A 22018-nucleotide genomic window follows, 5' to 3' on the forward strand; every position below is an offset into this window, starting at 1 on the left:
TTGCACGCTGGACAAACCGGTGGTCTACGCTGCGTCGCTATGCGTCAGATGCGGAACCGCCGGAAGGTTGGAGCGCCGCTGTTCGTCATCGTCCTGCTCAGTGTCCTCACCGCGTTGCTGCTGCTGTTGTTCACCGCGGCGAACCCGGGCGGCACGCTGACCGCGCTGGTCCTGGCCAGCATCGCGATGCTGGTGGTGCTGTTCTGCTATCGGTGGCTGGACCGGTGGGAGCCCGAGCCACGCCGGCTGCTGCAGCTGGCCTTCCTGTGGGGCGCGTCGATCGCAGTGGTGCTGGCGGTGGGACTGGAGACGTTCGGGTCGTCGGTGGCCACGGTGCGGCCGCTGGTGTCGAAGACCTTCGACATGGCGGCCATCCAGGCGCCGTTCATCGAGGAGGCCGCCAAGGGCCTGTTCCTGCTGATCATGCTGACCGGCCGCCGGCGCCACGAGCTGAATTCGCTGACCGACTGCATGGTCTACGCGGGCATCACGGCGGTGGGATTCGCCTGGATGGAAGACATCGTCTACATCGCGCCCGCCGACTCGCCGTCCCAGATGGCCGCGGTGGCCGTCGCACGGCTGATCTTCGGGCCGTTCGCGCATCCGCTGTTCACCACGATGACGGGCATCGGGGTGTTCTTCGCGCTGCGCCGCCGCAGCTTCTGGTCGAAGGCTTTCGTGATCCTGCTCGGCTATCTCGCAGCGGTGGGCATGCACGCCCTGTGGAACGCGTCCCTGGCGATGGGCGGCCCCCGATACTTCCTGACGACCTACCTGTTCTGGATGGTTCCGGTGTTCCTGCTGATGGTGGTGCTGGGCATCGTGAGTCGCCGGCACGAGCAGCACCTGGTCGCCACCAAACTGCCTGCCATGGTGGTCGGCGGTCTGATCAGCCCGAACGAGGAGACCTGGCTGGGGTCTATCCGGGCCCGCAAGCACGCGATCCGCGAAGCGAAACGCGTCGGGGGTCAGCCCGCGGCCCGCAGCGTGAAGAAGTTCGCTGCCCAGGTCGTCGAGTTGGCGTTCGTGCGCGACCGCATCGACCGCGGCTTCGGCGACCCCGAGGTGTTCGCCCTCCAGCATGAGGACGCCTACGGACTGGTGGCCGCTCGGGCGGCGGCGCCGGTGCTGCACACGATGGCCGGCTACCGCTCACCGCTGCCGGCGCGAAGGTAGCGTCCCGGGGGCGTTCACCGCTCCCGTTGACAGTGCATCGAGGGCGGCGACACGCCGATGAAAACCGCCCAGGGTGCACTGTCAACCAGGAATGGGGTCAATGCGCGGCAGCGTCCCAGGATCGCCCGTAACCGACCGCGACCTCCAGCGGGACGCTGAGCTGGTAGGCGCCGCCCATCTTGTCGCGCACCAGCGCCTCCAGCGGCTCGCGTTCGCCGTCGGCGACCTCGAACAGCAGCTCGTCGTGCACCTGCAGCAGCATCCGCGAGCGCAGGTCGGAGGCTTTCAATGCCTGATCGACATCGATCATCGCGACCTTGATGATGTCGGCCGCGCTGCCCTGGATCGGCGCGTTGAGCGCGGCGCGCTCGGCGGACTCGCGCAGCTGGCGGTTGCTGCTGTCCAGCTCCGGCAGGTAGCGCCGCCGGCCCAGCACCGTCGAGGTGTAGCCGTCCTTGCGGGCCTGCTCGACGACGTTGTGCAGGTAGTCGCGCACCCCGCCGAACCGGTCGAAGTAGGCGTCCATCTGCTCTTTGGCCTCTTCGGTGGAGATCTTGAGCTGCTGAGACAACCCGTAGGCGCTCAACCCGTAGGCCAGGCCGTAGGACATCGCCTTGACCCGCCGGCGCATGTCGGGGGTCACCTCGTCGATCGGCACGCCGAATGCCCGCGACCCGACGAACGAGTGCAGGTCCTCGCCGGTGTTGAAAGCTTCGATCAGGCCCGCATCGGCCGACAGGTGAGCCATGATGCGCATCTCGATCTGGCTGTAGTCGACCGTCATCAACTCGATGTACTCGACGCCGCCTCCGCTACCGACAATGAAGCCATCCCGGATCTGGCGGCCGGCATCGGTACGGATCGGGATGTTCTGCAGGTTCGGTTCGGTCGACGACAGCCGCCCGGTGGCCGCGATCGTCTGATTCAGCGTGGTGTGAATCCGGCCATCGGAGGCAACCGATTTCAGCAATCCGTCGACGGTCACTTTCAGCCGGGTGACGTCGCGGTGGGTCAGCAGGTGTTCCAGGAACGGGTGCCCCGTCTTGTCGAACAGCGACTGCAGCGCGTCGGCGTCGGTGGTGTAACCGGTCTTGGTCTTCTTGGTCTTGGGCATGCCCAGCTCGTCGAAGAGCACCACCTGCAACTGCTTGGGTGAGCCGAGGTTGATCTGCTTGCCGATCACCGCGTAGGCGGCTTCGGCGGCGTCGCGGATCTGGTCGCCGAACCGGCTCTGCAGCTGACCCAGGTGGTCGAGGTCGACGCCGATCCCGGCGGTCTCCATCTCGGCCAGCACTCTCTGCAGCGGCAACTCGATGTCGTCGAGCAGAGTGCCGGAGTCGATACGGGCCAGTTCGGTGTCCAGCGCGTCGGCCAGGTCGACGACGGCCCGCGCCCGCAGGATCGCGGTCTGCACCGCTTGGTCGTCGACCCCGTCGGTGTCGTCGAGCAGCGAGAGTTGTTGCTGCTCACTGGATTCGGCGCGCAGCTCGCGGCGTAGATACCGCACCGAGAGATCGTCGAGGCTGAAGCTGCGCTGGCCGGGCCGGACCAGGTAGGCGGCCAGAGCGGTGTCGGAGGTGACGCCGCCCAGCGTCCAACCGCGCCCGGTCAGGTCGTGCGTGGCCAGCTTCGCCTCGTGTAGCGCCTTGGGCTGGCCGGTATCAGCAAGCCAGGCCCCCAGTGCGGCCTCGTCGTCGGCGGTCAACGTCGCGGTGTCGACATAGCCGCCATCCCCGTCGGCGGTGGCGATCGCCAGCGCGGTCGCGTCGCTGTCGTAGCTGCGGTGGGTGCCGATGACCGCCAGCCCGGCACGCCGACCGTCGGCGGCATGGTCGGCCAGCCAGGCCGCGACGGCTCCCGGCTCCAGCGCGCCGCCGCGCACCTCGAAGCCCTCCTCGGCCTCGGGCTCGACCGCGGCCAGCGTCTCGAACAGCCGGTCACGCAGCACCCGGAACTCGAGGTCATCGAAGAGTTGGTGGATCTGCTCGCGATCCCATGGCACCAGTCGCAGCGTGTCCGGCGTCTGGGCCAGCGGCACGTCGCGCACCAGATCGGTGAGTTCACGGTTGAGGATCACGCTGGACAGGTTGGCGCGCAACGAATCTCCGACCTTGCCCTTGACGGTGTCGACCTTGTCGACCAGCCCCTGCAGCGAACCGTATTCGACGATCCATTTCGAAGCGGTCTTCTCCCCCACCCCGGGGATGCCCGGCAGGTTGTCACTGGGGTCGCCGCGCAGTGCGGCGAAGTCCGGGTACTGCTGTGGGGTCAGGCCGTATTTCTCCACCACGGCCTCGGGCGTGAACCGGGTCAGGTCGCTGACGCCCTTGCGCGGGTAGAGCACGGTCACGTTGTCGTTGACCAGTTGCAGCGCGTCACGATCACCGGTGACTATCAGCACCCGGTAGCCCTCGGCGTCGGCCTGGGTGGCCAACGTGGCGATCAGGTCGTCGGCCTCATAGCCGGCCTCGGACAGCGCGGTGATGCCCAGCGCGGCCAGGACTTCCTTGGTGATGTCGATCTGACCGCGAAACTCGTCGGGAGTGGCCGAGCGGGTCGCCTTGTACTCCGGGAAGCGCTCGGAGCGGAACGTCTGCCGTGACACGTCGAAAGCGGCGGCGATGTGGGTGGGGGTCTCGTCGCGCAGCAGGTTGATCAGCATGGCCGTGAACCCGTAGACGGCGTTGGTGGTCAGGCCACTGCGGGTCTTGAAGTTCTCCGCGGGCAGGGCGTAGAAGGCCCGGTACGCCAGCGAGTTTCCGTCCAGAAGCAGCAGCGTCGGTTTGGTCTGGGTGTCTTGCGCAGCGTCGGTCGGGGCGGTCTGGGCTGGGCTCACGGGGACAACTCTATGCACTGCCGCGGACATCAGCTCAGCGGTCGCTCCCCGGTGACGTCGTACTCGATCACCGCGGCCGAGATGATCGCGGCAGCCCGCTCGTCACTGGGTCCGCTGCCGCGGAACGCCTCCACCGCGGCCCGCGATCCCAACGTTCGAAGATGTCGACGCGGTTCGGGATCGCCCATGAGATGTCCCGCGACGATCACCATTCCCCAGTCCCTCCATTTGCGCGTCTGACCACGACACCTTTAGGTCGGAGCGCTCATCGACCCGGCAAAACTGGAACACGTTTCAGTTTCGCCCCGGTTGTTGGGTACGCTGACCAGGTGCCAGATGTAGCCTCGCAGCCCGCCATCGACGGGTGGTTCGCCACCGACGACGCCGGCCTTCCCCACCTGATCGGCGCCAAGTGTCCGCAGTGCGGCACCTATGTGTTCCCGCCGCGGGAGAACAACTGCCCCAATCCGGCCTGCGACGGCGACGTGCTGGAGCCGGCCGCGTTGTCACGGCGCGGCACGATCTGGAGCTACACCGAGAACCGCTACCCGCCGCCTGCGCCCTACCCCGCGCCGGATCCGTTCGAGCCGTTCGCGATCGCCGCGGTGGAACTGGCCGATGAGGGCCTGATCGTGCTGGGCAAGGTGGTCGAGGGCACGCTTGCCGCGGACCTGACGGTCGGCATGGAGATGGAGCTGACCACCATGCCGCTCTACACCGACGACGACGGCGTGACGCGCACCGTCTACGCGTGGAAGAAGGTGGGCGCATGAGCACTCCCCAGCCGCTGTACATCCTGGGTGCGGGCATGCATCCGTGGGGCAAGTGGGGCCGCGACTTCACCGAGTACGGGGTCATCGCCGCCCGGGCCGCGCTGGCCGAGGCCGGCCTGGACTCCCAGCAGATCCAGTTCATCGCCGGCGCGGACACGATCCGCAACGGCTATCCGGGCTTCATCGCCGGTTCGACGTTCGCCCAGAAGCTGGGCTGGAACGGGGTTCCGGTGTCCTCGAGCTACGCCGCCTGCGCGTCGGGTTCGCAGGCGCTGCAGAGCGCCCGGGCCCAGATCCTGGCCGGGTTCTGCGACGTGGCACTGGTGATCGGCGCCGACACCACCCCCAAGGGCGCCTTCGCCCCGGTGGGCGGTGAGCGCAAGGCCGACCCGGACTGGCAGCGTTTCCACTTGATCGGGGCGATGAACCCGGTGTACTTCGCGCTGCTGGCGCGCCGCCGGATGGATCTCTACGGCGCCACCTCCGAGGACTTCGCCCAGGTGAAGGTGAAGAACTCCCGGCACGGTCTTTCCAACCCGAATGCCCGCTACCGCAAGGAATCCGCGGTCGCCGACGTGCTTGCCAGCCCGGTGGTCTCCGACCCGCTGCGCCAGCTCGACATCTGCGCCACCTCCGACGGGGCGGCCGCGTTGATCGTGGCCAGCGCGGACTTCGCGCGCAAGCACCTGGGTTCACTCGATGGTGTGCCGTCGGTGCGCGCGGTGTCCACGGTCACCCCGCAGTACCCGCAGCATCTGCCCGAATTGCCGGATATCGCCACGGATTCCACTGCAGTCGTGCCGGGTTCGGATCGGGTGTTCAAGGACCAGATCCTGGATGCGGCCTACGCCGAGGCCGGCATCGGCCCCGAGGACGTCAGCCTGGCCGAGGTCTATGACCTGTCCACCGCGCTGGAGCTGGACTGGTACGAGCACCTGGGCCTGTGCCCCAAGGGCGAAGGTGAGCAGCTGCTGCGCAGCGGCGCGACGACGATCGGCGGCCGCGTTCCGGTGAACCCGTCGGGCGGGCTGGCCTGCTTCGGTGAAGCCATCCCGGCGCAGGCGATCGCCCAGGTGTGTGAGCTGACCTGGCAGCTGCGCGGGACCGCCACCGGCCGGCAGGTCGAGGGGGCCAAGGTCGGTGTCACCGCCAACCAGGGCCTGTTCGGGCACGGCTCGTCGGTGATCGTCGCGCGGTAGTTTTTTCCCGGCGGTAGCCCCCTTCCCCCGCGAGCGAGCGTGTTTGTACGGCGACACGCCGGGTTGAGCCGTGCAACTATGCACGCTCGTGGCACTGGGATCCTGTTGCGATGGGCGAGACCGAAACCGTCATCGTCAAAGTCAAGCCGGGCAGCCGCAAGGGCCCGCTGGTGGAGAGCGACGACAACGGCCAGTTGACGGTCTATGTGCGTGAGCCGGCCGTCGACGGCAAGGCGAACGCCGCCGTCATCCGGGTCCTGGCAGAGCATTTCGGGGTGGCCCGCAGCCGCGTGGAGCTGGCGTCGGGCGCGGGCGCGCGGGTCAAGCGGTTCCGGATCGATCGTTAGCCGGCGAGTCGAGGATTTTCACGGTCCCGGCCGAGCCGTCGATCTCCACGAACGCCCCGTCGGGGATGACCCGGGTGCCGTCGCCGGTGCCGATCACACATGGCACTCCGAGTTCGCGGGCGATGATCGCGGCGTGTGACAACGTCCCACCCACGTCGATCGCCATGCCGGCCACCGCCATGAACCGCACCACCCATGACGGGTCGGTGGTCCGTGCGATCAGCACGTCGTCAGCGCCGAAGGTGACAGATGCGACGGGGTCGGTCACCACGCGCGCCCGTCCGCGAACACGGCCCGGGCTTACACCGATGCCGGTGATGAGCGACTGCACGCGAGCACCGTCACCGGGTGGACGCGCACCCGGATCGCCGACGAACGACAGCGGCGGTTCGTTCGCGGCGAACTGGGACCGGATTCGTTGGCGGGCAAGGATATCGGTCGGACTCAGCCGAATGTCCGCCTGGAGCTCGCCGAGCGTGTGCCAGACCGCATCCTCCGCCAGGAAAGAGATCGCGTGGCGCGCAACATCGAGGTCTTGCAGGAACGCGGCCTTGCCCACTTCCCGGCCGACCAAGGCGCTGCGGGCCATGGCGATCAGGCGGGTGACCGCCCGGCGGCGCAGCGGCGGCAGAGATGCGCACAATGCCGCATCTGCCCGAAGTCGCTCCTCACGTCTGGCCTGCAACGCAGCGACCGGATCGCGGGACGGTTCGCCGTCGGCCCAGATGCGCACGGCGTGCAGCACCGGTTCGGGGTTCTGCCGCCACGACGCAGATGCCAGCTCCCCCTCGTTGGGTCCGTGGAAGCCGTGTCCGGCAAGGAATTGCTCCAAGGACACCTCACCGTCGGCGAGCAGCTGCAGATCCCTGATCAGGTAGGCCTCCGGAAGCTCACCGTCTCCGGAGAGCAGGTCGATCGCCAGGCCACCGGCGACCTCCTCGACAGCCTGGTAAAGGCCCTGGGCCACGTAGGTCTGCAATGCGTGGATGACCATGGTCCGCTGGAACCGCGCCGAGGCTTCGGTCAGCAGCGCCACCGGGTCTTGCGGGACGCGCCAGGCGTCGCGCCGCCACGCCTGGCGCGAGAAGGCGCTGACAGCGCGAAGACGCCGATTCTGCACAGCCAGGGCGGTCGGCGCACGAGTCGCCATCCGCATGGCCGTCGCGACACGCGCCCTCAGCGGTGCGGCGTCCACCGAGACCGCGGCCCCGAGCATCTGCTCGCTGAACGCACTCGGATCCATCCCGGGAATCCGGGCGATCTGACTCAACATCAGATCTACCGACAGCACCGGCCAGCCCCGTGCGAGAGTGACGAACGGCAGCGGCCGGTCTTCGTATTTGGGTACAACGCCGAGTTGAACCTGGCATAGCCGCTGCCCCTCGCTGAGCCCCGGCCGCCACACCGACCACGTGAGCGGAGCCGGCACGCCGGGTAGGGCTTCAGCGATGTTCACCCGAGTCCAACGGCTGTCGGGTGACCTCGGCGGCTCGTAGAACTGCACCGCGCGCTCTCTGGCCTGCAAGGCATCTATCGCGGTGATCGGGCGGGTCTGCAGAATCCAGGCCTGTCCCTGCTCGTCGAAGGCCCACTCGATGTCCTGCGGGCTCCCGTAATGCCGCTCGATATGCACCGCGCAGTCCACGATGGTACGAATCTGACTGTCGGACAATGGTTGAGCGGCTGAAGATGCTCTGGCCTCCACGACGACCAAGTTGGTCTTGTCCACCACGATGCGCCCGGGCGTCACCGACCCGGCCACCACTTTGCCGACGTGGCCCCGGGCGAACTCGATGATCACCCGCTCCGCGTTGCCGTTCAGCGGGTCCACGGTGAAGGCAACGCCGCCGCAGACCGGAGCGATCTGGCGCTGGATGACGACTGCCATCCCGGTGTCGACTGTGCCCAATCCGCGGGTATTCCGGTAACGCCGGGCCCGTGAAGAACACGTCGATGTCCAGCATTCGACAATGGCTGCAAGCACTTTCGTGATACCTCGAACGTCGAGCAGCGTGTCATAGATGCCCGCATGCGATGCGGCGTCCGCGTCCTCGGACGCCGCCGAGGATCGGACCGCCACGGCGACGTCGTCACCCATGGCGCGGTAATGCGCAGCGATCGCATCGCGGACATCGGCCGGCACCGACTCGACCCGGACGCCCGCCGCGACAGCTCTCGCATAGGCGGACACACCGATCACGAACGCTTCGGGCACTGGTAGTCCGGCGGCCAGCAGCTCGCCGAGATTGGCGCCCTTGCCGCCGCCGAAGGCGGTATCGGTCGCACGGAGATCGCTGAGCGGCCTGACGATCGCGGTACTCATGCGCCCGGTTGCGCGATGCGGTCCACGGGCGCCATGACCGTCAAACTATCCGCCTCGTCGTGCTCTCGAGCGGCTTCGCGCTCGATCAATTCAGCCTCGGTCCGGGCTAGTAGAAACCCGTCCAATACCTGAGACTCCCGTAGCGTATACGTGTTTCCTTGGACATTGCAGCACGGATTCTCAGACATATTTACAACATGCATTCATAAATAAGAGAACCTCCAGGGTTGTCGACAGCCCCATGCACGACATCGGACATCCGCACGCCAGCCATCGGAAATATTGTAATACCAGCATCTTCAGGCGCTACTTGCTGCAAGTACACCAGCCTCAGGCAGGGGTGCGTCGCACCCCATCCAACCCCAAGAACGCCATACTGAAACACGTTCTGATTTTATGTATGCAAATCATGGTTCTCTCAGTTACGCTCATGTCGTTCCTTGCCGTGCTGTGCATCACATACCTGGAGGAGATCCCTTGCACGCCACACTTCGCCCCTATGTCACTGCTGGTGTGGCGCTGGTCGGGGCCAGTCTTGTCGCGGTGACGCCGGTCGCCGCGCCGCTGCCCGCTCTGCTCGATGTCCAGTCCCGCGCGGTGCAACTCACGAGTGCGTGGGATGACGTGCTCAATGCCGCCTCGGCCAACACCACGGCCCTGCTCAACAACTGGTATCTGGCGCCCGGGGTCGGCATGCAGCAGTTTTGGGCCAACCAAATGGGGTATTGGGATCAGCTGGCCAATGACCCGGGCGGTTCGGCCAATGCGGTGAACGAGCAGATTCAGCTGCACCTCAACGCGGTGATCTCCGGGTTCGGGATGCAGGACATGACCGCCGAAACCCGCGCCACGATCCTCAATCACACCATGGATGGCACGCATGCCCTGATGTTCGGTCAGGTCGCCGGGTATCTGCCGCCCGACGTCGACGCCAACACGATCTTGCCGATCATCGACTGGCTGGGTTCCCCGCAGAGCGCGATCATGATGGGCATGCTGGGTCCGGGCATTAGCCCGTGGATCGCCTTGATGAACAGCATCACCGACGGCGACAGTTTCGGTGACACCCTGACCAACATGGGCGGGGCCTTCTTCAACGGCGCCACCCTGAACCTCGATGGCCTGCTGCCGATGATCAACGACGCCGGGTTCTTCCCGGCCGGCATGAACATGGACCACCTGGACTTCGCGTTCGGTGGGCTGTTGTCCCCCGGCGCGGCCGCGGTCGGCCCCTACGAAGTACTGGGTACCGGCGGTGAGGTGGTGGCCTCGGTGCCCGCGGTCGGCGGGTCGCTGTTCCAAAGTGTCGGCATCGAATTCAGCGGCGTCCCCGTACTGGGCACCCTGGATCTCAATAGTGCCGCCATCGGGCCGATCGCGGCCTGGCAGGCCTGGGGCCAAACCGTTGGGGCACTGCTCGGTTCGGGTTGGGACGGCAAGGGCGCAGTCGTGGTGACTCCACCGCTGGCGGGAGCCGATTTGCCGCTGGTGCCCACCGATGTGCTCGATGACGGCGGCGGCGCTGCAGCCACCGATGCGTTCGGCTGGCTGGGCGACCTCCTCGGCCTTTGACCCTCAACCCTTATCCCCCAATTCTTTAGAGAGGTATCCCTGCACATGAGCTCTCATCACACCACTACGCGCCGCCACACCCGGGTCGTCGGCGCCGCCAGTGCGGTCGGTGCGTTCCTGGCCTTCGGCATGGCGCCGTTGACGACGGCCCCGCCGGCGCAAGCCGATGAATTCGACTGGATCGCTGATCTTTTCGATTCCTCGGCGTGGCTGGACCCCGGCCCGGCTGACGCGGGTGCCTTCGACTGGACCGGCATGATCGACCAATGGTTCTACGACCCGATCCACACCTCGATGGAGGCCTGGATCACCAGTGACCTCGGTGAAATGGTCAACGGCGCAATCAACACCATGGCCGGCCAATACCTCATCGGCAACGGTATCGACGGCACCGCCGAGAACCCCGATGGCGGCAACGGCGGCCTGTGGTTCGGCGACGGCGGCGACGGCTGGACCAGCACCGCCGCCGGCGTGGCCGGTGGTGACGGCGGCAACGCCGCCGGCTGGATCGGCGACGGCGGCAACGGCGGCGACGGCGGTACCGGCGCCAACGGCGGTGACGGCGGAGCCGGCGGCCTCTGGATGGGCAACGGTGGCAACGGCGGCAACGGCGGGGCCGCTCTCGACGCCAGTGTTTTCGGTGGCAACGGCGGTAATGGCGGCAACGCCTCGGGTTGGTTCTTCGGCAACGGCGGCAGTGGCGGTATCGGCGGAATCGGAGCCGACGGTGCGGCGGGCACCTTCGCCAACGGCGGCGACGGCAACGGCGGCGACGGCAGCTACGGAGGCAGCGGTGGCAACGGCGGCCGCAGCGGCTTCATGTTCGGCAACGGCGGCAACGGCGGCAACGCGGGGGCCAGCGGAAACGGCGGCGATGGCGCGACCGGAACCCTCGAGCATCCCGACGGCGGCAACGGCGGGACCGTTCCGGCCAACTTCTTCGCTGCGAATGGCGGCGCGGCCGGCGGCCGCGGCTCCACCATCTACACCAGCCCGATGTACGGGCACGTCGGCGAATACGGTAACGCTTCTGATGGGGGCACTGGCGGCGACGGTGGGGCCGCCTACCAGGACGCCAACGGCAACTACCTCGGCAACGGCGGCGACGGCGGCCAGGGCGGATACGGCGGCGGCTACTCCCAAGGGACTGGCATTGGCGGTGACGGTGGCACCGGCGGCAACGGCGGTGCCGGCATCAACGGCGGCAACGGCGGCTCCGGCGGGACCGCCAGTCTGTCGGCGGGTGAGGCCAGAGTGGTTTCATCCGGCGGCCGCGGGGGCGACGGTGGAAACGGTGGATACGCCAGTGCCGGCACGGGCGGCAACGGTGGTTCCGGCGCCGGCGGCCGTGGCGGCGGTGGTGGCAATGGCGGTGACGGCGGCAACGCGGCCACCGATGACCCCACCGTGCAAACCAGCGGCGGCAACGGCGGCAGCGGCGGCAGCGGCTTCACCCAGGGTGTCGGCGGCAACGGCGGCCACGGCGGCACTGGCAGCTACACCGGTGGCAACGGCGGCAGCGGCGGCAGCGGAGCCAGCGGTGGCTTCGTCGGCGGCACCGGTGGCAACGGTGGCACCAGCAGCGGCTGGGAACACGACGGCACCACCTACAGCGTCGGCGGCAATGGCGGCAACGGCGGAAACGGTGGTGCCGGCAACGCCGCGGCTGCTGCCGCAGAAGGCGGATCCGGCGGTAACGGCGGCAACGGTGCCACCGGCCCGGGCGTCGTCAGTAGCGGCGGCAACGGCGGAAACGGCGGCAGAGGCGGTGCCAACGCCGGCAGCATCCTCGCCGACGGCGGTGCAGGCGCCAACGGCGGCGCCGGTGGCGCGGGCGGATCGGGCACTGCTTCCGGCGGCAACGGTGGAAACGGCGGCGCCGGTGGCGCCGGGGTTACCGCCGGCACCGGCGCGACCGGAGGCAACGGCGGAGCCAGCGGCGGCGTCGAAACCCCGGTCAACGACCTGGGCCTCGGGCCCAGTCACGCCGGAAACGGCGGCAACGGCGGAGCCGGCGGTAACGGCGGCGGTTACGTCGGCAGCGCCGCAACCGATACCCCCGGCGGGGACGGCGGAAGCGGCGGCAACGGCGGTAACGGCGCCGGGACCGTCGACGGCGGAACCGGCGGCGACGGCGGCGACGGCGGCAAAGCCGGCGACGTGGCCGGCGGGTCCGGACAACCCGGCACCGCACCCTCCGGAACCACCGGCGGGACCGGCGGATCCGGCGGCACCGGCGGCCAACCCGCTCCGGCCGAGTAGGCGACAGGCGACGCAGGCCCGGCATGCTCCAGCATGCCGGGCCTTCCCGCCGGCCGAGGATGGCCGCACCAAAGCCACCGCCAAACGTCAACGCCGAGGGCCTGTTACGCGTTAGTCCAGCCCGGCTGGCTCCTCGTTCAGCACACCTCTCATGGTCAACTCGGTGAGCACGACCTTGACGTGCCATTCCGACCGGTCCATGCAGGCGGCTCGGGCGGCGTCTGGGTCCTGGTTGCGAATCGCCACTGTCTCGGCTTGATAGCTGGCCAGGATCTCGGGTGTGTAGTTCCAGAAATCCGTCCAGAATCGGATCGGCATGAATCGTTGCGCTGCAGCTATTTCCGCCCGGAGCCGAGGGCCGGCGTATTCGTCGATGATGATCTTGCGGTAGACCCCTGCGATCTCCCCGATCGCCGGACCCCGGCATGTGTGCATGGTCTGCATCGTTGAGGCAAGGTCGGCGAGGATGCGGGGGCTTGGGCTGGTCGCCGCCCGCGCCGACGCGATGCCGATCAGCATTGCGTACAGCTCATGGTGTTCCCGCACGACCGCTGTGTCGAATCGTTCAACAAAAGCGCCACGGTTATAGCGGGTGACCAAAAACCCATCGTGCTCCAGCTGTGCCACCGCCTCGTGAACAGGCAGCCGACTGACCCCTAACTCCGCAGCAATCGCATTGCGGTCAAGTCGATCACCGCTGCGCAGCGTACCGGTCAGCACCAAGTCGATAATGTGGCTGACGACCAGATCCTTGTCTTTGACCCCATACGGCTTCGACATGGCGCCTCTTTTCCCTATGCGACCACACCCGGGTAATTTGCTCAGGAGCGTACAGCGGTGACGGCCCAGGTCGGATCATAGGGGTGCGGGCGAACGCCCTGCGGATAGCTGCCGAAGGTGTGGCCAACGCAACGTCAGTCCCGCTTGGACGCCTCGTCGCTCAGCACACCTCGCCTGGCCAGTTCGGCGATGACGATGTCCGCACGCATCTGCGCTCGCTGCATGTGCACGGCCCGCGCGCCTTCAGGATCGCGCCGATGGATCGCCGCGTTCTCGGCTTCAAGGTTGGGCACGAACTCCGCGTGGGTATTGGGGTAGCTCCCCCAGAATCCGCGCGGCGCGAACACGCGCGCCGCGACGATCGCCGCGTGCAACGCCGGGCCTGCGTACTCATCGAGAATGATGCGACGGTATTCATAGGCGGCTTCCTGGAATGCCTTGGGCACCTTGCCGGCTTGGATACGCTGCAGCGCAGAGTCGAGTTCGGCCAGAACCCGTGGAGTCGGGTTGGTTGCCGCCCGCGCCGATGCGATGCCGTTCAACACCCCGTGCAACTCGTGTTGTTCGCGCACAACGGCCTCGTCGAACCGGGTTACGAACACGCCGCGATGATAGCGGCTGGCCAGCATCCCCTGGTGTTCAAGTTGATCCAGAGCTTGCTGAACAGGAAGCCGACTGACACTCAGAGCTGCCGCAATCGCATCGCGGTTGATGCGGTCACCGGTACGCAGCTCACCGGCCAGAATCAGGTCGACGATGTGGGCGACAACCAGATCCTTGTCTTTGACTCCGTACGTCTTCGCCATCGGGAGCCTAGTCGGGAACCTCAGCCTGCGGCAGCAGCTCTTCCAGTGCGGCGCGGGTGATCCGGCGGAATGCCCGCTTGGGCCGGTTGGCGTCCAAGATGGCCACCTCCAAGGTGCCCGGACCCAGATCACGCGGCTCGGCGCCGTTGCCGGCGTCGGTCTTCTTGAGCGCGTTGACCGCGATGTGCAGGGCGTCGGCCAGGGCGGCGTTCTCGGTGTAGGACTCTTTGAGCGCGGTGATAACCGGCTCGGTGGTGCCGCCCATCACCACGAAGTGCGGCTCGTCGGTGATCGACCCGTCGTAGGTGATCCGGTACAGCTCAGGGGCTTTGGTCTGACCCTGGTAGGCCACCCCGGCCACGCACAGCTCAACCTCGTAGGGCTTGGCCTGCTCGGTGAAGATAGTGCCCAGGGTCTGCGCGTAGACATTGGCCAGCTGGCGTGCGGTCACGTCGCGGCGGTCGTAGGCGTAGCCGCGGGTGTCGGCGAACTGAATGCCCCCGCGGCGCAGGTTCTCGAACTCGTTGATCCGGCCGGCGGCGGCGAACCCGACCCGGTCGTAGAGTTCGCTGATCTTCTGCAGTGAGCGCGAAGGATTCTCGGCGACGAACAACACACCGTCGGCGTAGGCCAGTGCCACCACACTGCGACCGCGGGCGATGCCCTTGCGCGCCAGCTCACCGCGCTCACGCATCGCCTGCTCGGGCGAGATGAAATACGGGAAACTCATTTCTTACCCCGCTTGGGTTTCGGCCCAGAATCCCGCCCGCGGGTTCGGCTCTCGATGACGTCGCGGGCCAGTTCGGCGATGCGCTCCTCGGGGACGTCGACCGCACCGTCGGCGTCGATCGCCACCGCCGTCGGGTAGATGCCGCGCACCAGATCCGGTCCGCCGGTGGCGGAGTCGTCATCGGCGGCGTCATACAGCGCCTCGACGGCCACCCGCAGCGCCGAATCCGCGTCGGCCACCTGCACGTAGAGCTTCTTCATCGACGACTTGGCGAACAACGATCCGGAGCCCACCGCCTGGTAGCCCTCCTCCTCGATGTTCCAGCCGCCGGCCGCGTCGAAGGACACGATGCGCCCGGCGTGCTGCCCGTCGGACTCGTCGATGTCATAGGCCACCAGCAGGGGCAGCGCCAGCAATCCCTGCATGGCCGCACCCAGGTTGCCGCGCACCATGATCGCCAGCCGGTTCACCTTTCCGGCGAACGTCAGCGGCACCCCTTCGAGCTTCTCGTAGTGCTCCAGCTCGACCGCGTAGAGCCGGGCGAACTCGACGGCGATCGCGGCGGTACCGGCGATCCCGGCGGCGGTGTAATCGTCGGTGATGTAGACCTTCTGGACATCTCGCCCGGCGATCATGTTGCCCTGCGTAGAGCGCCGGTCTCCGGCCATCACCACACCGCCGGGGTATTTCAGCGCGACGATCGTGGTGCCGTGCGGCAGGTCAGCACCGGTCACCGATTGCAGGCCGGCCCCGCTCACCGGCAGCAGATCCGGTGCCTGACGGCGCAGGAAGTCCGAGAACGACGACAGGTCTACCGGATTGGAAGGCATCCCCGGAAGCGCGGAATTGGCAGGAAGACGGTCATGGAACGGCCAGCTCACTGGCCGCCCTTTTGGACGTACGCACGCACGAAGTCCTCCGCGTTCTCCTCGAGCACGTCGTCGATCTCGTCGAGCAGGTCGTCGGTCTCCCCGGTCAGCTTCTCGCGACGCTCCTGACCGGCGGCCGCGGGACCGGTGGGGTCGTCCTCGTCGCCACCGCCACCGCCACGCTTGGTCTGCTCCTGAGCCATCGCTGCCTCCTGCATCCTCATCTGCCGTGCGTCACACGCACGCCGGTTTCTCCACCCTACCGTCGGCACCGATGCCGACGGGGACTAAGACGCGCAGTGCCTACGTGGTGAGTTGTTCTACCAGTTCAACAGCGCTGTTCACCGAGTCCAGCAACGCACCGACGTGTGCTTTGCTGCCGCGCAGCGGCTCCAGGGTGGGAATTCGGACCAATGACTCCCCGCCCAGGTCGAAGATCACCGAGTCCCAGCTGGCCGCGGCGATGTCGGCCCCGAACCGGCGCAGGCACTCGCCGCGGAAGTAGGCGCGGGTGTCGGTCGGCGGGTTGTCCACCGCGTCGAGCACCTGCTGCTCGGTGACCAACCGCTGCATCGAGCCGCGGGCGACCAGCCGGTTGTAGAGGCCCTTGTCGAGGCGGACATCGGAGTACTGCAGATCGATCAAGTGCAGCCGGGGTGCTGACCACGTCAGGTTCTCCCGCTGCCGGAAGCCTTCCAGCAAGCGCAGCTTGGCCGGCCAGTCCAGCAGGTCGGCGCACTCCATCGGGTCGCGCTCCAGCTGGTCGAGGACCCGGGCCCAGGTCTCGACGACGTCCGTGGCGCGCGGGTCCGGATCCCGGGCGTCGATGAGCTTGGCCACCCGATCGAGGTAGATCCGTTGCAGCGCAAGGGCGGTCATCTCTCGACCGTCAGCCAGCGCTACGGTGGCCCGCAGTGTCGGGTCGCGGCTGATCACGTGCACGGCGCGCACCGGCCGAGCCAGCGTCAGATCGGTGAGGTCGATCCCGTGCTCGGGACCCTCCTCGATGAGGTCGAGGACCAGCGCGGTGGTGCCCACCTTCAGATACGTCGATGTTTCGGCGAGGTTGGCGTCGCCGATGATGACGTGCAGCCGGCGGTACTTGTCGGCGTCGGCGTGCGGCTCGTCGCGGGTGTTGATGATGCCGCGTTTCAGCGTGGTCTCCAGGCCCACCTCGACCTCGATGTAGTCGGAGCGCTGGGAGAGCTGGAAGCCCGGTTCATCCCCGCCCGGGCCCAGGCCGACGCGGCCGGAACCGGTGAACACCTGCCGCGACACCAGGAACGGGGTCAGCCCGGCGATGATCGCCGAGAACGGGGTCTGCCGGCTCATCAGGTAGTTCTCGTGGGTGCCGTAGGAGGCGCCCTTGTTGTCGATGTTGTTCTTGTAGAGCTGCAGCTTGGCGGCCCCCGGGACGCTGGCCACGTGGCGGGCGGCGGCCTCCATCACCCGCTCACCGGCCTTGTCCCAGATCACCGCGTCCAGCGGGTCGGTGACCTCGGGCGCGGAGTACTCGGGGTGGGCGTGGTCGACATAGAGCCGTGCCCCGTTGGTCAAGATCATGTTGGCCGCCCCGACCTCGTCGGCGTCGATGATCGGCGGCGGGCCGGACGAGCGGCTCAGGTCGAAACCGCGGGCGTCGCGCAGCGGGGATTCCACCTCGTAGTCCCAGCGGGTGCGCTTGGCGCGCGGGATACCGGCGGCGGCGGCGTAGGCCAGTACCGCCTGGGTGGAGGTGAGAATCGGGTTCGCGGTCGGGTCCGACGGCGACGAAATGCCGTATTCGACTTCCGTCCCGATGATCCGTTGCATGACGTTCAGCCTAGGCGAGGGCCTCACCGCCCCGACGGCGCCGCCGCCCGGACGGTAGGCAGGGTGCGGTGGACCATCTCTTTGACCGCGGCAATGACGGTCTCCGCGTCCGGTTCGGAATGCGCCAGGTAAGCAGCGTTCAACAGGCCGTCGACGGCGTAGTACAACAGCGCGGCGGTCGTCGGCGGATCGGTCACCGTGGTGATCCCGGCGGCCACGGCCGAGGCAATGGACTCGGCGAGGAGGGTGATGACCTTCGAATCGGCCCGGCGCAATTGACGCATGCCGTCGCCGGACGCCTGGGAGAACACCGCGCGGTGCAGGGCGGCATTGGCCAAGTCGTAGCTGACCATCTCTTCGATCAGCACATCTATCGCCGCGGGCCAGTCGGGCGCCGATGGTGTCGCCGCCGCGAGCCGCCCCTGCACGGTGTCCAGGAACGTATCGAGGTAGCCGGCCCACAACTTGGCCAGCAGGTGATCTTTGGAATCGAAATACAGGTAGAACGTTCCCTTTGCTACCCGGGCCGCAGCGGTGACCTTTTCCACCGTCAGCTCGGTAGGTCCGTCTGCCAACAGCAGGTCGCGGGCTACTTCCAGCAACTGGCTTTCCCGTTCCGCCGCCGGCAGTGTCGTGCGCCGCTTCCCGGATGCCTTCTGTGGCAATGGTTTTCCTTTCCCCCGAGATCCGCTGCGGGCTGCGGATCGACCAGGCCGGCCTCGGTTTGACAGCTCCCGAAGACCGGCGTTATCGTAACATGACTGACGGTCAGTCAGTGGCACGCCCAGACAGCAGGCAGGGAGGCTCGTATGACAGCCACACATACCGCTACCAGTCATGACTTCGACGTCACCGAGAGTCGCACCGGCGCCCTGAACGTGATGGCATTCGGCCGGCTGATCCTCGCCGCGGCCGCACTGGCCGCTCCCAGGCAATTCGCCAAAGTTCTCGGAGTTGCGTCATCCCCCGAACTCACCTACATGACCAGGATCTACGGTGCGCGAGCATTCGCGATGGGCCTGGGTTACCTCACCAGCGGCACCAGGGAACGCTACCGCTGGAAGCGGCTCTCCCTGGCGGTGGACGTCATCGACACCGCCAACGGTGCCACCCACCTCGTCCGCCGCGATCTGCCACTGCGCGCGGCAGTGAGCATGGTGATGCTCACGGGCAGCTATGCGGCTATCGGAGCGACCAAAGTGGCGACGGAACAGCCCCGGTGATCCGGTGACTACAGGTACTGGCCCAAGTTGGATTCGGTGTCGATGGCACGGCTGGCCGACGAACTCTTGCCGGTGACCAGGGTGCGGATGTAGACGATCCGCTCGCCCTTCTTGCCCGAGATCCGTGCCCAGTCATCAGGATTGGTGGTGTTGGGCAGATCCTCGTTTTCGGCGAACTCGTCGACGATCGAGTCCAGCAGGTGCTGGATGCGCAGGCCGGGCTGACCGGTTTCCAGCACCGACTTGATGGCGTTCTTCTTCGCCCGGTCGACGACGTTCTGGATCATCGCCCCGGAGTTGAAGTCCTTGAAGTACATGACTTCCTTGTCACCGTTGGCGTAGGTGACCTCCAGGAACCGGTTGTCGTCGATCTCGGCGTACATCCGGTCGACGACCTTCTCGATCATCGCCTTGATGCAGGCCGCGCGGTCCCCGCCGAACTCGGCCAGGTCGTCGGCGTGCACCGGCAGCCCCACAGTGAGGTACTTCGAGAAGATGTCCTGGGCGGCTTCGGCATCGGGACGCTCGATCTTGATCTTGACGTCGAGACGGCCGGGCCGCAGGATCGCCGGGTCGATCATGTCCTCGCGGTTGGATGCTCCGATCACGATGACGTTTTCCAGCCCCTCCACGCCGTCGATCTCACTGAGCAGCTGGGGGACCACCGTGGTCTCCACATCCGAGGAGACGCCGGTGCCGCGGGTGCGGAAGATCGAGTCCATCTCATCGAAGAACACGATCACCGGGGTGCCTTCGGACGCCTTCTCCCGGGCGCGCTGGAAGATCAGCCGGATGTGACGCTCGGTCTCCCCCACGAACTTGTTGAGCAGCTCGGGGCCCTTGATGTTGAGGAAGTACGACTTGGCCTCGTGGGCGTTGTCGCCGCGGACCTCGGCCATCTTCTTGGCCAGCGAGTTGGCCACCGCCTTGGCGATCAGCGTCTTACCGCAGCCGGGCGGACCGTAGAGCAGCACACCCTTGGGCGGGCGCAGCGAATACTCCCGGTAGAGCTCCTTGTGCAGGAACGGCAGCTCGACGGCGTCGCGGATCTGCTCGATCTGGCGGCCCAGGCCCCCGATGTCGCCGTAGCTGACGTCGGGCACCTCCTCGAGCACCAGGTCTTCGACCTCGGCCTTGGGGATGCGCTCGAACGCGTAGCCGGCCTTGGTGTCGACCAGCAGCGAGTCACCGGGACGCAGCTTGCGGGGACGGTGGTCGTCGTCGGACTGAGCGTCCGGGTGGCGCTCGGGCAGGTCCTCGGCGACCAGCGGCTCGGCCAGCCACACGATGCGTTCCTCGTCGGCGTGGCCCACCACCAGCGCCCGGTGCCCGTCGGCCAGTACCTCCCGCAGGGTGGAGATCTCCCCGACCGATTCGTAGGCGCTCGCCTCGACCACGGTCAGTGCCTCATTGAGCCGCACCGTCTGGCCCTTTTTCAGCGTCGCGACGTCGATGTTCGGCGAGATGTTCAGCCGCATCCGGCGTCCCGAGGTGAACACGTCGACCGTCTCGTCCTCATGGCTGCCCAACAGCACCCCGTAGCCACTGGGCGGCTGGCCGAGCCGGTCGACTTCCTCACGCAGGGCCAGCAATTGCTGACGCGCCTCTTTGAGGGTGTCCATCAGCTTGGAGTTGCGCACGGTCAGCGAGTCGATGTGCGCTTCGAGTTGCCGCACGTCGCGACCGACGCGGGCGGTGTCCTGAGGTGTGTTGTCGAGTTGTTCGCGCAGCACCGCGGCCTCTCGGCGCAGCTCCTCCAGCTCGGCCACGTCGTCGTCGGGCGTGCCCGGTGCCGCGGACGCGTCGAAGGCCTCAGAACGCCGTGAGTCTCCCATGTTGTCCATGTTGCGCTCCTTTCCCGAACTGGAAGTTGAAGCGACGGATGCCTCAACGCTACCGGCCATTGTGCATTCGCGTGCGCAGTGGCAATCCGACACACCGAGAAACGCTGTTAGCCTTGGTGGCGATTCAAGCCGTCGAAAGGATCTTTGTGACCGTGAAATACCTAGCCACCGGCATCGCAGCCGCCGCACTCGTTGGGGCAGCCGCAGCCGGAGTGACCTCGGTTGCAACCGTCGTCCCCCAGGTGCAGCTGACGGTGTTCGGCGCACCCCTGCCGCTGGACCCGGCGGCCGCCCTGCCGGCGCCGGAGCAGTTGGCCGACGTGCTGAACACCCTGGCCGACCCGGGTATCCCCGCCGCCGGCAAGTCTTTCCTCGTCGAAGGCGGCCTCGGCCCGGTCGAGACCAGCGTCATGGACCGCAAGATGGCCAAGGGCGTGCAGAACGGCAAGTTCCCGCTGTCGATCAGCGTGGCCAACATCGCTCCGGCCGCCCCCGGCGCTGCCACCGCGGACGTCACCGCCTCCGGTCCGGCGATGGACCCGCGCACGGTCAACCTGACGTTCGTCGACCAGGGCGGCTGGAAGCTGTCCAGGTCCTCGCTGATGACGCTGTCGCAGATGACGTCGTCGAACTGATCCCGGCTGGATGTCCCGGCAGCGCATCACCTTGAGCACCGTCCTGGCGGCGGTGCTGGCGCTGTCGGGATGCGGCGGCCATGAACAGGCCGAGCCGGCCTCCGAAGTGCCGCTGCCGTTGACGACGACGGTGTCTGTGGAGCCTCCGTCGTCTCCGTTGCCGGCGCCCGAGGCGTTGACCGACGTGCTGTACCGGTTGTCCGACCCGGCGGTGCCCGCTACCGAGAAGGTGAACCTCATCGAGGGGGCCAAGCCCACCGACGCTGAGACCATCGACAAGTTCGCCACCGCACTCAACGACGGCGGCCAGTTGCCGCTGAACCTCGAGGCCACCGGCGTGACCTGGTCGGACCGCCACCCGGGCAACGTGACCGCCGATGTCACCGTCAACACCGCCAACCCCGATACCGGCGCGTTCTCGTTCCCGATGGAGTTCAAGCCGCACGACGGGGGCTGGCAGCTGTCGCAGGAGACCGCCAAGACGCTGCTGGCGTTCGGCAAGGCGCATACCAGTGCTGCCCCGACCCCGTGAGCATGTGGATCGGCTGGCTGGATTTCGACCTGCTGCTCGGTGATGTGCATTCACTGAAGCAGAAGCGTTCGGTGGTGCGCCCGATCGTCGCGGAGTTGCGGCGCAAGTTCAATGTGTCAGCAGCCGAGACGGATTCGACGGATCTGCACCGGCGCAGCGGTATCGGCATATCCGCAGTCTCCGGCGAGCGCAGCCACCTGATCGAGGTGCTCGATGCGGCCGAGCGGCTGGTGGCCGCCCGCCCCGAGATCGAGCTGCTGTCGGTGCGGCGCGGGCTGAACCGCAGCGACGACTGAGGA

General features: G+C 67.3%; 21 protein-coding genes. 10 read left to right on the forward strand and 11 right to left on the reverse strand.

The window, feature by feature from the left end; genetic code table 11:
• Positions 1 to 48: 48 nt before the first annotated feature.
• Positions 49 to 1176 (forward strand): PrsW family intramembrane metalloprotease, encoded by a 1128-nt coding sequence (locus ACZYY4_RS19745; RefSeq protein ID WP_463811788.1) that lies wholly within the window; start codon positions 49 to 51, stop codon positions 1174 to 1176.
• Positions 1177 to 1273: 97 nt separating this feature from the next.
• Here the strand turns inward: ACZYY4_RS19745 and polA are convergent, their stop codons facing one another.
• Positions 1274 to 4042, reverse strand: coding sequence for a DNA polymerase I (gene polA / locus ACZYY4_RS19750; protein ID WP_463811740.1), 2769 nt, complete (start codon positions 4040 to 4042; stop codon positions 1274 to 1276).
• Positions 4042 to 4224: a hypothetical protein gene (locus tag ACZYY4_RS19755; protein ID WP_463811741.1), complete on the reverse strand. Its 183-nt coding sequence runs from the start codon at positions 4222 to 4224 to the stop codon at positions 4042 to 4044. The genes polA and ACZYY4_RS19755 overlap by 1 nt, the downstream gene beginning before the upstream one ends.
• 117 nt (positions 4225 to 4341) lie before the next feature.
• Here ACZYY4_RS19755 and ACZYY4_RS19760 point away from each other — a divergent pair, with 117 nt between their 5' ends.
• The 3 genes from ACZYY4_RS19760 (at position 4342) to ACZYY4_RS19770 (ending at position 6331) form a co-directional block, all read left to right on the forward strand.
• Positions 4342 to 4785, forward strand: a complete 444-nt coding sequence (locus ACZYY4_RS19760; RefSeq protein WP_463811742.1) for a Zn-ribbon domain-containing OB-fold protein — start codon at positions 4342 to 4344, stop codon at positions 4783 to 4785.
• The gene (locus tag ACZYY4_RS19765) at positions 4782 to 5984 is read left to right on the forward strand and encodes a lipid-transfer protein (protein WP_463811743.1); all 1203 of its coding nucleotides are present in this window, start codon (positions 4782 to 4784) and stop codon (positions 5982 to 5984) included. The genes ACZYY4_RS19760 and ACZYY4_RS19765 overlap by 4 nt, the downstream gene beginning before the upstream one ends.
• A gap of 110 nt (positions 5985 to 6094) precedes the next feature.
• Complete coding sequence (locus ACZYY4_RS19770; protein WP_463811744.1) at positions 6095 to 6331, forward strand: DUF167 domain-containing protein; 237 nt, start codon at positions 6095 to 6097, stop codon at positions 6329 to 6331.
• Here the strand turns inward: ACZYY4_RS19770 and ACZYY4_RS19775 are convergent.
• Positions 6306 to 8654, reverse strand: coding sequence for a PEP/pyruvate-binding domain-containing protein (locus ACZYY4_RS19775; protein ID WP_463811745.1), 2349 nt, complete (start codon positions 8652 to 8654; stop codon positions 6306 to 6308). The two genes, ACZYY4_RS19770 and ACZYY4_RS19775, sit on opposite strands and share 26 nt — an antisense overlap.
• A gap of 477 nt (positions 8655 to 9131) precedes the next feature.
• On the opposite strand from ACZYY4_RS19775, the gene gjpA reads away from it, so the two are divergent.
• The gene (gjpA, locus tag ACZYY4_RS19780) at positions 9132 to 10226 is read left to right on the forward strand and encodes an outer membrane porin GjpA (protein WP_463811746.1); all 1095 of its coding nucleotides are present in this window, start codon (positions 9132 to 9134) and stop codon (positions 10224 to 10226) included.
• Positions 10227 to 10271: 45 nt separating this feature from the next.
• Positions 10272 to 12488: a PGRS repeat-containing protein gene (locus ACZYY4_RS19785; protein WP_463811747.1), complete on the forward strand. Its 2217-nt coding sequence runs from the start codon at positions 10272 to 10274 to the stop codon at positions 12486 to 12488.
• Between the two features lie 111 nt (positions 12489 to 12599).
• Here the strand turns inward: ACZYY4_RS19785 and ACZYY4_RS19790 are convergent, their stop codons facing one another.
• From ACZYY4_RS19790 to ACZYY4_RS19820, 7 genes are all read right to left on the reverse strand, one after another.
• A complete protein-coding gene (locus tag ACZYY4_RS19790; RefSeq protein ID WP_463811748.1) occupies positions 12600 to 13268 on the reverse strand; it encodes a GntR family transcriptional regulator in 669 nt (222 codons plus the stop codon).
• A 134-nt stretch (positions 13269 to 13402) separates the two neighbouring features.
• Positions 13403 to 14074 carry a GntR family transcriptional regulator gene (locus ACZYY4_RS19795; protein ID WP_463811749.1) on the reverse strand — a complete coding sequence of 224 codons (672 nt, stop codon included), beginning with the start codon at positions 14072 to 14074 and terminating at the stop codon, positions 13403 to 13405.
• 7 nt (positions 14075 to 14081) lie between these two features.
• Positions 14082 to 14804, reverse strand: a complete 723-nt coding sequence (gene prcA, locus ACZYY4_RS19800; protein WP_463811750.1) for a proteasome subunit alpha — start codon at positions 14802 to 14804, stop codon at positions 14082 to 14084.
• Positions 14801 to 15685, reverse strand: coding sequence for a proteasome subunit beta (gene prcB, locus ACZYY4_RS19805; RefSeq protein WP_463811751.1), 885 nt, complete (start codon positions 15683 to 15685; stop codon positions 14801 to 14803). Before prcB ends, prcA begins: the two co-directional genes overlap by 4 nt.
• Positions 15682 to 15876 carry a ubiquitin-like protein Pup gene (locus ACZYY4_RS19810; protein WP_013828730.1) on the reverse strand — a complete coding sequence of 65 codons (195 nt, stop codon included), beginning with the start codon at positions 15874 to 15876 and terminating at the stop codon, positions 15682 to 15684. The genes prcB and ACZYY4_RS19810 overlap by 4 nt, the downstream gene beginning before the upstream one ends.
• A 100-nt stretch (positions 15877 to 15976) precedes the next feature.
• Positions 15977 to 17485: a depupylase/deamidase Dop gene (gene dop / locus ACZYY4_RS19815; protein WP_463811752.1), complete on the reverse strand. Its 1509-nt coding sequence runs from the start codon at positions 17483 to 17485 to the stop codon at positions 15977 to 15979.
• 23 nt (positions 17486 to 17508) lie between these two features.
• Positions 17509 to 18150, reverse strand: a complete 642-nt coding sequence (locus ACZYY4_RS19820; RefSeq protein WP_463811753.1) for a TetR/AcrR family transcriptional regulator — start codon at positions 18148 to 18150, stop codon at positions 17509 to 17511.
• A gap of 144 nt (positions 18151 to 18294) precedes the next feature.
• Here ACZYY4_RS19820 and ACZYY4_RS19825 point away from each other — a divergent pair, with 144 nt between their 5' ends.
• Positions 18295 to 18708 carry a hypothetical protein gene (locus ACZYY4_RS19825; protein WP_463811754.1) on the forward strand — a complete coding sequence of 138 codons (414 nt, stop codon included), beginning with the start codon at positions 18295 to 18297 and terminating at the stop codon, positions 18706 to 18708.
• Between the two features lie 8 nt (positions 18709 to 18716).
• On the opposite strand, the gene arc is transcribed toward ACZYY4_RS19825, so the two are convergent.
• The gene (gene arc, locus ACZYY4_RS19830) at positions 18717 to 20543 is read right to left on the reverse strand and encodes a proteasome ATPase (protein WP_463811789.1); all 1827 of its coding nucleotides are present in this window, start codon (positions 20541 to 20543) and stop codon (positions 18717 to 18719) included.
• 155 nt (positions 20544 to 20698) lie between these two features.
• On the opposite strand from arc, the gene ACZYY4_RS19835 reads away from it, so the two are divergent.
• Genes ACZYY4_RS19835 through ACZYY4_RS19845 form a run of 3 tightly spaced genes read left to right on the forward strand, consistent with a single transcriptional unit; the run spans position 20699 to position 22015 of the window.
• Entirely contained in the window at positions 20699 to 21187 is a 489-nt protein-coding gene (locus ACZYY4_RS19835) for an MTB12 family secreted protein (RefSeq protein ID WP_463811755.1), read from the forward strand.
• Between the two features lie 10 nt (positions 21188 to 21197).
• Positions 21198 to 21719: a lipoprotein LppK gene (gene lppK, locus ACZYY4_RS19840; RefSeq protein ID WP_463811756.1), complete on the forward strand. Its 522-nt coding sequence runs from the start codon at positions 21198 to 21200 to the stop codon at positions 21717 to 21719.
• 2 nt (positions 21720 to 21721) lie between these two features.
• Entirely contained in the window at positions 21722 to 22015 is a 294-nt protein-coding gene (locus ACZYY4_RS19845) for a DUF503 domain-containing protein (RefSeq protein ID WP_463811790.1), read from the forward strand.
• Positions 22016 to 22018 lie beyond the last annotated feature (3 nt).

It is taken from the genome of Mycobacterium sp. IDUB_21, from assembly GCF_055419425.1.

Bases quoted from the DNA above. Each gene is read 5' to 3' on its own strand.
- ACZYY4_RS19775 (WP_463811745.1), bottom strand. From the start codon at position 8,654: ATGAGTACCGCGATCGTCAGGCCGCTCAGCGATCTCCGTGCGACCGAT.
- prcA (WP_463811750.1), bottom strand. From the start codon at position 14,804: ATGAGTTTCCCGTATTTCATCTCGCCCGAGCAGGCGATGCGTGAGCGC.
- ACZYY4_RS19810 (WP_013828730.1), bottom strand. From the start codon at position 15,876: ATGGCTCAGGAGCAGACCAAGCGTGGCGGTGGCGGTGGCGACGAGGAC.
- ACZYY4_RS19770 (WP_463811744.1), top strand. From the start codon at position 6,095: ATGGGCGAGACCGAAACCGTCATCGTCAAAGTCAAGCCGGGCAGCCGC.
- arc (WP_463811789.1), bottom strand. From the start codon at position 20,543: ATGGGAGACTCACGGCGTTCTGAGGCCTTCGACGCGTCCGCGGCACCG.
- ACZYY4_RS19755 (WP_463811741.1), bottom strand. From the start codon at position 4,224: ATGGTGATCGTCGCGGGACATCTCATGGGCGATCCCGAACCGCGTCGA.
- ACZYY4_RS19765 (WP_463811743.1), top strand. From the start codon at position 4,782: ATGAGCACTCCCCAGCCGCTGTACATCCTGGGTGCGGGCATGCATCCG.
- ACZYY4_RS19845 (WP_463811790.1), top strand. From the start codon at position 21,722: ATGTGGATCGGCTGGCTGGATTTCGACCTGCTGCTCGGTGATGTGCAT.
- ACZYY4_RS19790 (WP_463811748.1), bottom strand. From the start codon at position 13,268: ATGTCGAAGCCGTATGGGGTCAAAGACAAGGATCTGGTCGTCAGCCAC.
- polA (WP_463811740.1), bottom strand. From the start codon at position 4,042: ATGTCCGCGGCAGTGCATAGAGTTGTCCCCGTGAGCCCAGCCCAGACC.
- ACZYY4_RS19785 (WP_463811747.1), top strand. From the start codon at position 10,272: ATGAGCTCTCATCACACCACTACGCGCCGCCACACCCGGGTCGTCGGC.
- ACZYY4_RS19795 (WP_463811749.1), bottom strand. From the start codon at position 14,074: ATGGCGAAGACGTACGGAGTCAAAGACAAGGATCTGGTTGTCGCCCAC.
- dop (WP_463811752.1), bottom strand. From the start codon at position 17,485: ATGCAACGGATCATCGGGACGGAAGTCGAATACGGCATTTCGTCGCCG.
- lppK (WP_463811756.1), top strand. From the start codon at position 21,198: ATGTCCCGGCAGCGCATCACCTTGAGCACCGTCCTGGCGGCGGTGCTG.
- ACZYY4_RS19825 (WP_463811754.1), top strand. From the start codon at position 18,295: ATGACAGCCACACATACCGCTACCAGTCATGACTTCGACGTCACCGAG.
- ACZYY4_RS19745 (WP_463811788.1), top strand. From the start codon at position 49: ATGCGGAACCGCCGGAAGGTTGGAGCGCCGCTGTTCGTCATCGTCCTG.